Origin of the sequence: Phormidium tenue FACHB-1050 (genome assembly GCF_014696925.1) — a bacterium.
GTDB lineage: Bacteria > Cyanobacteriota > Cyanobacteriia > Pseudanabaenales > Pseudanabaenaceae > Pseudanabaena.
On the sequence record NZ_JACJQY010000083.1, the window covers coordinates 1 to 8,363 of the forward strand.

The 8,363-nt window shown below is 42.3% G+C and carries 7 protein-coding genes; all 7 read right to left on the reverse strand.

What is annotated here, in order from left to right; all coding sequences use genetic code 11:
• Positions 1 to 290: 290 nt before the first annotated feature.
• Positions 291 to 1,865 carry a B12-binding domain-containing radical SAM protein gene (locus tag H6G05_RS24690; protein WP_190582605.1) on the reverse strand — a complete coding sequence of 525 codons (1,575 nt, stop codon included), beginning with the start codon at positions 1,863 to 1,865 and terminating at the stop codon, positions 291 to 293.
• A gap of 63 nt (positions 1,866 to 1,928) precedes the next feature.
• Positions 1,929 to 2,384: a YlqD family protein gene (locus H6G05_RS24695; protein ID WP_094534004.1), complete on the reverse strand. Its 456-nt coding sequence runs from the start codon at positions 2,382 to 2,384 to the stop codon at positions 1,929 to 1,931.
• 154 nt (positions 2,385 to 2,538) lie between these two features.
• Positions 2,539 to 4,416, reverse strand: coding sequence for an AMP-dependent synthetase/ligase (locus tag H6G05_RS24700; protein WP_190582607.1), 1,878 nt, complete (start codon positions 4,414 to 4,416; stop codon positions 2,539 to 2,541).
• 157 nt (positions 4,417 to 4,573) lie between these two features.
• Entirely contained in the window at positions 4,574 to 5,689 is a 1,116-nt protein-coding gene (locus tag H6G05_RS24705) for a hypothetical protein (protein ID WP_190582609.1), read from the reverse strand.
• 140 nt (positions 5,690 to 5,829) lie between these two features.
• Positions 5,830 to 6,600, reverse strand: a complete 771-nt coding sequence (locus H6G05_RS24710; RefSeq protein WP_190582611.1) for a Uma2 family endonuclease — start codon at positions 6,598 to 6,600, stop codon at positions 5,830 to 5,832.
• Between the two features lie 199 nt (positions 6,601 to 6,799).
• Positions 6,800 to 7,024, reverse strand: coding sequence for an Hfq-related RNA-binding protein (locus H6G05_RS24715; protein ID WP_094534012.1), 225 nt, complete (start codon positions 7,022 to 7,024; stop codon positions 6,800 to 6,802).
• 215 nt (positions 7,025 to 7,239) lie between these two features.
• Positions 7,240 to 7,764 carry a hypothetical protein gene (locus H6G05_RS24720; protein ID WP_190582613.1) on the reverse strand — a complete coding sequence of 175 codons (525 nt, stop codon included), beginning with the start codon at positions 7,762 to 7,764 and terminating at the stop codon, positions 7,240 to 7,242.
• Positions 7,765 to 8,363 lie beyond the last annotated feature (599 nt).

Sequence of the window (8,363 nt, forward strand, 5' to 3'; positions counted from 1 at the left end):
TGTATCTGTATGTAGCCATGTTTGAGTGGTCATACAATCTGCGTTGGATTGATTTTGACTTTCTGCGTCGTCTTCTTTTTCCTCCTTCCACCTATTTCCCTACATGAGCGAATTAAATATGTGAAACTGATAGAGGATTCAATTATCATAGAGAAGTTTTTTAAGCCACAGTTTCGTGATGCTTTCAAAATTTCTCTTTTAATTACCTAGTGACTAAATACTGAACTTTCTTAAAACTAAACCTAAGAAATTTTTTCAAAGGCTGACAAAGCCAGCCTTTGAATACTAAATTAAGCAGCGATCGCTGATTTCTGTTCTGATTTCTGAATGCGTTCTTCTTCTTTCCAATAAGCAGCTAGCTGCGATTCAATTTCACGACGCACGATGTCGCGATACTCCATGAAGTGTTCATTGTGAGCGCAAACGATTAGGTAATGTTCCCATACCGCAGGATTTCGCTTGATCATGCTAAATAGATGATGCCAGAACTTCCAACGGGTATTGCGTTTAATCCCTTGCCGCCAAACGATAATCGCTAGAGCCTTGAGATCGGTAAGTGTAGGCAATTTTGCTTCAGCTTTGATTCTCGGTGCACCCAACTTTAAGAAATAGCTATAAACGCGATCGAGGTAAGCATGAGGCTCATATAAAGCACAGAAGGCTTCCACATATTCGCGAGCAATCTCTTCGACGGGGCGGGTTGGCTCGAAATTCATCAAAGTAGTTTGATTTAAATTCCCATTTTGAGTTCTTAATCTTCCTTCTTTTTCGAGACGATACCAGAGAGCAGTATGGGGCAATGCTTGCAACATCGCAAATGTGGTTGTAGGAATACCTGTTAGTTCGGCAAATCGGACAATGCGATCGCCTGCTCCTTTTTTCTCCCCATCAAAACCGATGATGAATCCTGCCATGACGCGAATCCCTGTTTTGGTGATGGCTTCAACGGAATCCAGTAAGGATGATCTGGTATTTTGAAACTTCTTGGTCATCTGCAAGCTATCTTCATCAGGGGTTTCAATGCCGAGGAACACCGCATCAAAATAACATTCCACCATCAGATCCATGAGTTCTTGATCGGCGGCTAAATCGATGGAAGCTTCAGTATTAAAACGGAAGGGATAGCCATGTTCTTTTTGCCATTCCTTCAGTTCAAGCAAGAGCAAGCGTACATTGCGTTTATTGCCGATAAAGTTGTCATCTACCATAAACACGCCACGCCGCCAACCGAGGCTATATAAATAATCAAGTTCGGCTAATAGTTGGGCAGGAGTCTTAGTACGGGGCTTGCGTCCGTAAAGTACAATAATGTCGCAAAATTCGCATTGGAAGGGGCAACCGCGAGAGAACTGTACCGACATCGAGTCGTAAGCATCAAATTCTAATAAATCAAAGCGTGGTACGGGCGTACTAGTGACATCAGGCTTTTCACTGGTTCTGAAAATGCCACTGGTTTCACCCTTGGCGATCGCCTCGACAAACATGGGCAAAGTAATTTCGCCTTCATCCAAAATTAGATAATCCACACCCGCCGCTTGAGGATCTTCGGGCATTGAGGTGGGATAGGGACCACCGCAGGCAACTTTTTTACCGCGTTGTTTCGCTTCTTTAATCAGAGATAACAAATCATCTTTCTGAACAATCATCGCTGACAAAATCACCATATCCGCCCATTGCCACTCAGCCTCGGTAATTGAGCGCACATTGCGATCGACCAGCTTAAAATTCCATTCTTGGGGCAAGATCGCCGCAACTGTAATCAAGCCTAGAGGCGGTAGTAACACTTTACGATTTACTAGCTCTAGGATTTTTTCATAAGACCAAAATGTTTTTGGAAAAAGTGGGTAAACCAGTAGAACGTTCATGCTTTTTTTGTAAGTGGGCGGATAATTTTAATCGCAACCCCCAATGGGGGTTGCGATTAAAATTTAGACAGCAGGGAAACCAGTACGGATATCTTCGATGATGCCATCACGGAGAACAATTTCTACACGCATCTGAGCAATTAAATTGTCACCCTTGCCAGCAGGGAAGTAGCTGTCAAGTTGCCCTTGGGAAACTTCTTGTTCAAGTTCCAGATTTTGAACTTGGGTTAATTGCGTGAGTAATTGATTCTTTTGGTCTAGTAATTCGGCTTTAACCCGATTCATTTCTGCACGAATACCTTCGATCGCATTGGAAACTTCGGCAGAAAATGGTTTGATGCTTTGACGCTCAATTTCATTGATTTGGCGTGAGCCTTGAGCATCGACTTGCTGTACTTGAGCATCAAGTTGAGCAATTTGTTGTTGCAGTTGTTGCTGCATTTCCTCTTTCCAGCGCTGCGTCACAATGACTTGAATATTGGCGGTACGACGCAATAAGAGCTGATTAGAAAAATCCATCGAATTCACACTTATCTCCAAATTTAGTAGTGTTTAATGTGAGAGCGGCAAAGCCGCTCTCACATTATGAAGTAGTTTTTAATGTGAAAGCAGCGAAGCCGCTCTCACATCATGAAATAGTTTTTAATGTGAAAGCGGCGCAGCCGCTTTCACATTATGAAGTAAACATTTTGACAATAATATCTTGATAACGCTCAAATACGATGTTACGTCGGATCTTGAATGTTTGCGTTAGGAACCCATTATCGATGGTAAAGGGTTCAGGTAAAAACTCAAAAACGCCGATGCGATCGTTAATGCTATAGCCTGGACGGTTTTGGACTTCGCGGTTGAGTTCTTCACGGTAAAGATTCCGAATTTTTGCATGATTCAACTCAGGCAAAATATCAGCAAGAGTTGAGTCAGCAGGAATCAATCCTGCGGCTTCTAGAGCTGAGAGATTGGGAACGATCAAAACTCCTAGCTGCTTTTGGTCTTGTCCCACTAGTACTACCTGATCGATATAGGGACTACGAATACAAGCATCTTCAATGGGCTGTGGTTCAATGTTTTCGCCATTGGTCAAGACGATCGTATCTTTTGCCCGACCTGTGATTACCAAGTCATCCCATTTGCTGATATAGCCTAAATCGCCTGTGTCAAACCAGCCCTGAGGATCGATCGCCTTAGCCGTGGCTTCAGGGTTTTTATAATAGCCTTGCATTACTTGAGGACCGCGAATTAGGACTAATCCCTGTTGTCCCACTGGTACATCAGCTCTGGTAGACATATCAACAATTCGAGTTTCCGTATTAGGAAATGGCTGTCCATCACCACCACGAATATTACGGTTTGGGCGGCGCACATGGGTAATGGGGGAGGTTTCAGTCAAGCCATAGCCACCTAAAATCTCGATGCCGACAATTTCATAGAAGTCTTCGAGGTGTTCGGCGATCGAGCCACCACCACTGACGATATATTTGAAATTGCCACCCGTTGCTTCACGGACTTTTTGATAAACCAATTTATCTCCAAGCTTGTGAACAGCCCATAGTCCAATCACCGAAGGCAAGGCAAGCAATTTCTCGACTAGGGAAGGATAGAGATTTTCTACATTTAATCCTTGGAAAATGCGCTTAGCGACAATATATTTCTGACTAGCATTGAAGAAAAATTTGACCAGCCCCTGCTTATTTGCAGGTTGTTCGCGAAAGTTTTTCTGCACACCTTCATAGATGGACTCCCATAGGCGCGGCACGGCGACCATGTAGTCAGGTTTGTGTTCCTTGAGATCTTTTTTGATCGTGCGGAGATTGGTGTAAATCTGAGTGCAACCTTGGGAAAAGATGAAATATTCAAAGGTGCGCTCGTAGGAATGCCATGTTGGCAAAATGCTCAGAACTTTTTCGCCTACTTGCAGTTGCAAAACTGATTGCGCCCCTTGGACTTCATATAGGAAGTTTCCATGGGTAAGCATTACGCCCTTGGGACGAGCCGTTGTACCTGATGTATAGATCAGTGTGGCAAGGGTATCGCGTTGAATGGGGGGATTGCCTAAATCTTTGCTGCTGCCCTTTTCGAGTAATTGCTGAAAGTTGTAGGCTCCTTCAGGTGGGGTTTCGTCCGATAGCAAGATAATTTGCTTGACGGGTAAAGTATGCAGTTCAGGTTCTAGTTTTTTGAGAGTGGCAAGATTTTCGACGACGATCGCCACGCTATCACTATGCTCGATGATGTAGAGCAATTCGCTACGTTCAGCTTGTGAGCTACGGGTGGCATTTGCCGCACCGATCGCCAAAATCCCTTGGTCAGCAATTAACCATCGTGGCGAGTTATCAGCAATTAGGGCTACCTTTTCTCCAAATTGGATGCCTAGCGATCGCAAGCCTGCCCCAAAAGCATTAATTTGCTCAAATGTATCTTTATAGGAGACTCTGACAGGTGGTTTTGCATGGGGATCATGGAGGGCGATCGTATCGGGATGATTTTTTGCGCCTTGTTCCCATAGTTGCCAGAGGCTAGAAGCTTGCGAAGGAGGAAAGGATGTTGCCATACAAGAATTACTCTCACTAATGGTTAATTATTTTTGATTACTAGGACTTGTACTTAAAAATCAAGCATTAACTTAAGAATTAAATAAAGAACCTATTTTTTTGTGGGGCGCTTTGACTCCCCACAAAAAAATAGGTTCTTTATTTAATTGATATTTTTCAATGGATTCCATTTGGTTTTTCATAGATCTCTTTGAGTAAACCTTTTTGGTTACGACCGCTTTTAGTTTTGCCACCGATCACGAGAAGCCACAATTCTGTAAACTGCCATTTGTATATTGGCATAGGATGTGCCGTCAAATTTCGTAATTTAGCAATTTGGTCAATTTTACTAGCTGCTTTTTGATTGCCTAGGAGCCAACTAGAAACAGGGTGATCCCACTGTTCTAAAAATTCATTTACTACTTGGCGATCGCTAGTTGATATTTTCTGATCGTTAATTTTGTGATAGTAAAGGCGATCGCGATCGGCATTAGATAAACTGTCCCTATTTAAAATCTCATCACTAAAAGTATCCCATTCCTTAGCAATCAGATAGGGCAAACTGCCGATAGTATATCTGCCTCTGTTTTTGAGAATTACTCCCGCGATTACAAAATCTCTTTGCATGGGATTTTGCTGGCAAAGAAAGTGATAGAAACTCTTATAAAAAGAATGCACAATTTCCCTCTCGACCACACTAGCAATATATAAACATGAGGGTTTATAGTCCGAAAAATCCTCTGTAAAAATATCTGACTCAACCAAATACTTATGTTTATAGGCACTAAATAGATCGTTTTTGCTAGATATTTCTAACTCTTGCCAAGCCTTTGATCCCAGCCTTTTAATTAGTTTTGCCTCAGTCTCGCGCTCATCATAATTAAAGGCGGGAATATGTTGGTGATCAGATAAAGTTTTGATTTGATCTCGGAGTTGTAAGATTTCACCTCGTTCTTCGTCCGACAGATTAGCTTTTTCTTTAAAAATGGCAATCTCTGCATTAAGCAGACGAATTTCTTCGTCTTTATCCTTAAGCAGCTTGTATTTTTCAGCAAGATCGAGCGCATTTACAGCAGCTTTGATGAGGTTGTAATAGTTGTTTTTTAAAATATCGACTTCCTGCGAAGTCGCCCGACTTTTACCACGCAAAGCTGTTTTCTGCCCTTGCCTGACAGCTAAGATTTCGCCTTCATGATTGCGGATACGTAATTCTTTACTCTCCCCTCGCTCATCGGAAAGCATCACAACCATGCATTCATACTTACGCTGACTGTAATAAAATTCCGCTTTCATGATTATTTAGATTGCTGATTCAAAAAGGTGGCGCTTTGCGCTCAAACGAACCTCAAGAGATTTTTTAAAAGTGTTGCTTTGCAACACTTTTAAAAAATCTCTTGAGGTTCGTTTGAGCGGTAATTGCTGTAGATTTCCACTTAGGGCAATTCATCGGGGTTGATTCCTTGCGATCGCAGATAATTGGCTAACTTTTCAGCCCGTTCATTTGCCTGCTCAGCACGTAAACGCTCCTGCTCGGCAATTTGTCGCTCCTGTGCAACTATCTCCACAGCCCAAGGCAAAATGTTACCTAACTCATCCCACCAACGCAACCAATAGCCATCACGTTGTTCTTTAGCCCCCTGCCATACACCCAAATACAACTTCATCGCCTCGATCCAGAAATGCCCTTCCGCATTTGGTTGGGCGAGTTCATAGCGATCGCCCTGTAGATAGTAGACCTCTAGTGCACCTGTAACTGGCTCAAAAATCACATATACAGGCACATGTAAAATCTGCTCGTAAAAAAACCATTTGCCAAGGGGGAAAGTCCGTTTGACTGAATATTCGCCGCCATCGCTATGGGACAAAAATTCCATAACCACAGTCGGTGTCGCCCCTTCAAGTGTGGGTGTATAGCTACGGCGATCGCGAATCACCTCATACTTTTGAACATCCGCGACATACAACCAATCAGGAGCCTTGATCGCGATCGTATCGTTGACCGTAGCGCATAGCCCAAAATTAGACGAAATCAACATCTCAGGTTGAATAAAACCTACCAGTTCTAGGCTTTCGCGCAATGCACCTGCCAAAAGTGGCTGCCCTTCATTTTCCACAGGTTCTTCCTCTAAAGGCAGATCATCTGGCAATTTTTCCCACTTAATCACGAGGGGAGATTTGACAATAGAAGACGGTGTCGCAACCATATATCCTCCAAAAACTCTAGTCAGTTAGTACACACGCGGCGCGTGTGTACTAACTGGTTAGCCAATAGAACCATCGCAGAGATTACAAAAGTTATACCAAAACACAAAATGGCGTAGCCATTTTGTGTTTTTAAAACTCTTACTGGGTTTGGTTTTCAATTCACAAAAGTGTTGCCACACTTTCGTGAATTGGTATTAATTAGCCTTTGATAAAGGCGATCGCATGTTGCCAAATCACGATCTTATGTCCCGATGCATCCATGCAAAGGCATTGATCATCAATCCAGACAATTTTGCCGCGTAGTTGATCGCCTGTAACCAGTTTAATTTCCACTTCGTTTTTGTCGCGAATAATGGCATGAATGCGACGAATACTGGGCAAAGCGGTATTGAGTCCGATCTTAGTTGCTGTTGGTGCGCTCATCGTCTTACCTAGGACAGTTTTACGAATATTATCATTTTAATTTGTAGGACTTACGCAAAATAAAGAACCATTTTTTGTGGCGCGGCTACGCCGCGCTACAAAAAATGGGTTCTTTAGAGAAAAGGCTAAGCAATGTCGCTAATCCTTAAAAATAAAAGCAGCCCGTGGGGCTGCCTTTACACTATTTTGTTGGGACATGATAGGGACTGCCTTTACTAGAATCGTAAGCCCAAACCAGTTTGTAAAGAAGTTGCCGATGTCCCTGGAGAATTGCGATAGGCATCAAAAGCGAAGATCACATTACCAAATAGGACAAGATTACTATTAGGTACTGTGTAATCAATACCAGGTTGGATCACAAAGCTATTTCTGTTACCTACAGGAGTTGTATCAACGGTATTAGAAAGCGCTACACCTGCACCAATATAAACATCAGTATCAAAGTTTAATGGCACATCAAAGGAAACTGTTGGTACAACTGCGGTGCTATTACCAATCAAAATTTGGGTTCTGACGGAAACAGGGAATTCAAGAAACTTATAACGAGCCGCGATTAGCCCAGAGGTGCGAGAGCTTTCACCAGCACTACTATTGCCACTGGTAAAGCCAAAGCTAGCACCTGCACCTACGTAGCTACCATAAGCAGGCTGGGCTTGAGCTGAAGGAGCCGAGATCGCTGTCAAGCAACCCACGGCAGTCAAGCCAAGCAAAATTTTATTTAGGTTAATTAGATTTTTCACAGATATCACTTCCTTGTGTGAGAAACGATTTACTTAGTTTTTTTACTGATTTTGAATTTTTGTTTACAAATGAGTCAGTAATCGCTTGTAAACGGCTTTAGTTTTCGGAGTAACCCCGTCAGGGAGACAGACTATCACAAGTTGGGGAGTTTGGCGAAAGAATTTACGATAAATTCCGACAAACTAAGTGGAGATCAAAACGCTCCACTTAGTTTGTCGGAAAAATGGTTAAAATATCGCCTGACTGGAGATAGCAAAAATGCAAATAAGGTTGTATGGTTAAAGATCTATCTAGTGGCATCTGCTACAGATCAAAAACTTCGCTATACAAAACTTGTCTCTTGACCTATGGCAGAACTCGCAGTTTGTTTTGTTTTGAGTCTTGGTGTCCCTTACACATTCTGGAAAATTGTGAAACCTTTTACAGATATGTAACGACTTAACTCAAAAAACAGAGGAGACGTTTTGCGTCTCCTCTGTTTTTTGTTTAATCTACTAAGGAATGAAAAATAAATAACTTATGCATTTCAGTTATTTTGAGGAATAGCTCTATAATTCCATTTAGGAAGATATTCATCAAAAATGATAGGTAGATTTTC

What these genes read in the sequence shown, in the direction of transcription:
- H6G05_RS24705 (WP_190582609.1), bottom strand. Translation starts at nt 5,689, where the DNA reads ATGAAAGCGGAATTTTATTACAGTCAGCGTAAGTATGAATGCATGGTT.
- H6G05_RS24710 (WP_190582611.1), bottom strand. Translation starts at nt 6,600, where the DNA reads ATGGTTGCGACACCGTCTTCTATTGTCAAATCTCCCCTCGTGATTAAG.
- H6G05_RS24695 (WP_094534004.1), bottom strand. Translation starts at nt 2,384, where the DNA reads ATGGATTTTTCTAATCAGCTCTTATTGCGTCGTACCGCCAATATTCAA.
- H6G05_RS24700 (WP_190582607.1), bottom strand. Translation starts at nt 4,416, where the DNA reads ATGGCAACATCCTTTCCTCCTTCGCAAGCTTCTAGCCTCTGGCAACTA.
- H6G05_RS24690 (WP_190582605.1), bottom strand. Translation starts at nt 1,865, where the DNA reads ATGAACGTTCTACTGGTTTACCCACTTTTTCCAAAAACATTTTGGTCT.
- H6G05_RS24715 (WP_094534012.1), bottom strand. Translation starts at nt 7,024, where the DNA reads ATGAGCGCACCAACAGCAACTAAGATCGGACTCAATACCGCTTTGCCC.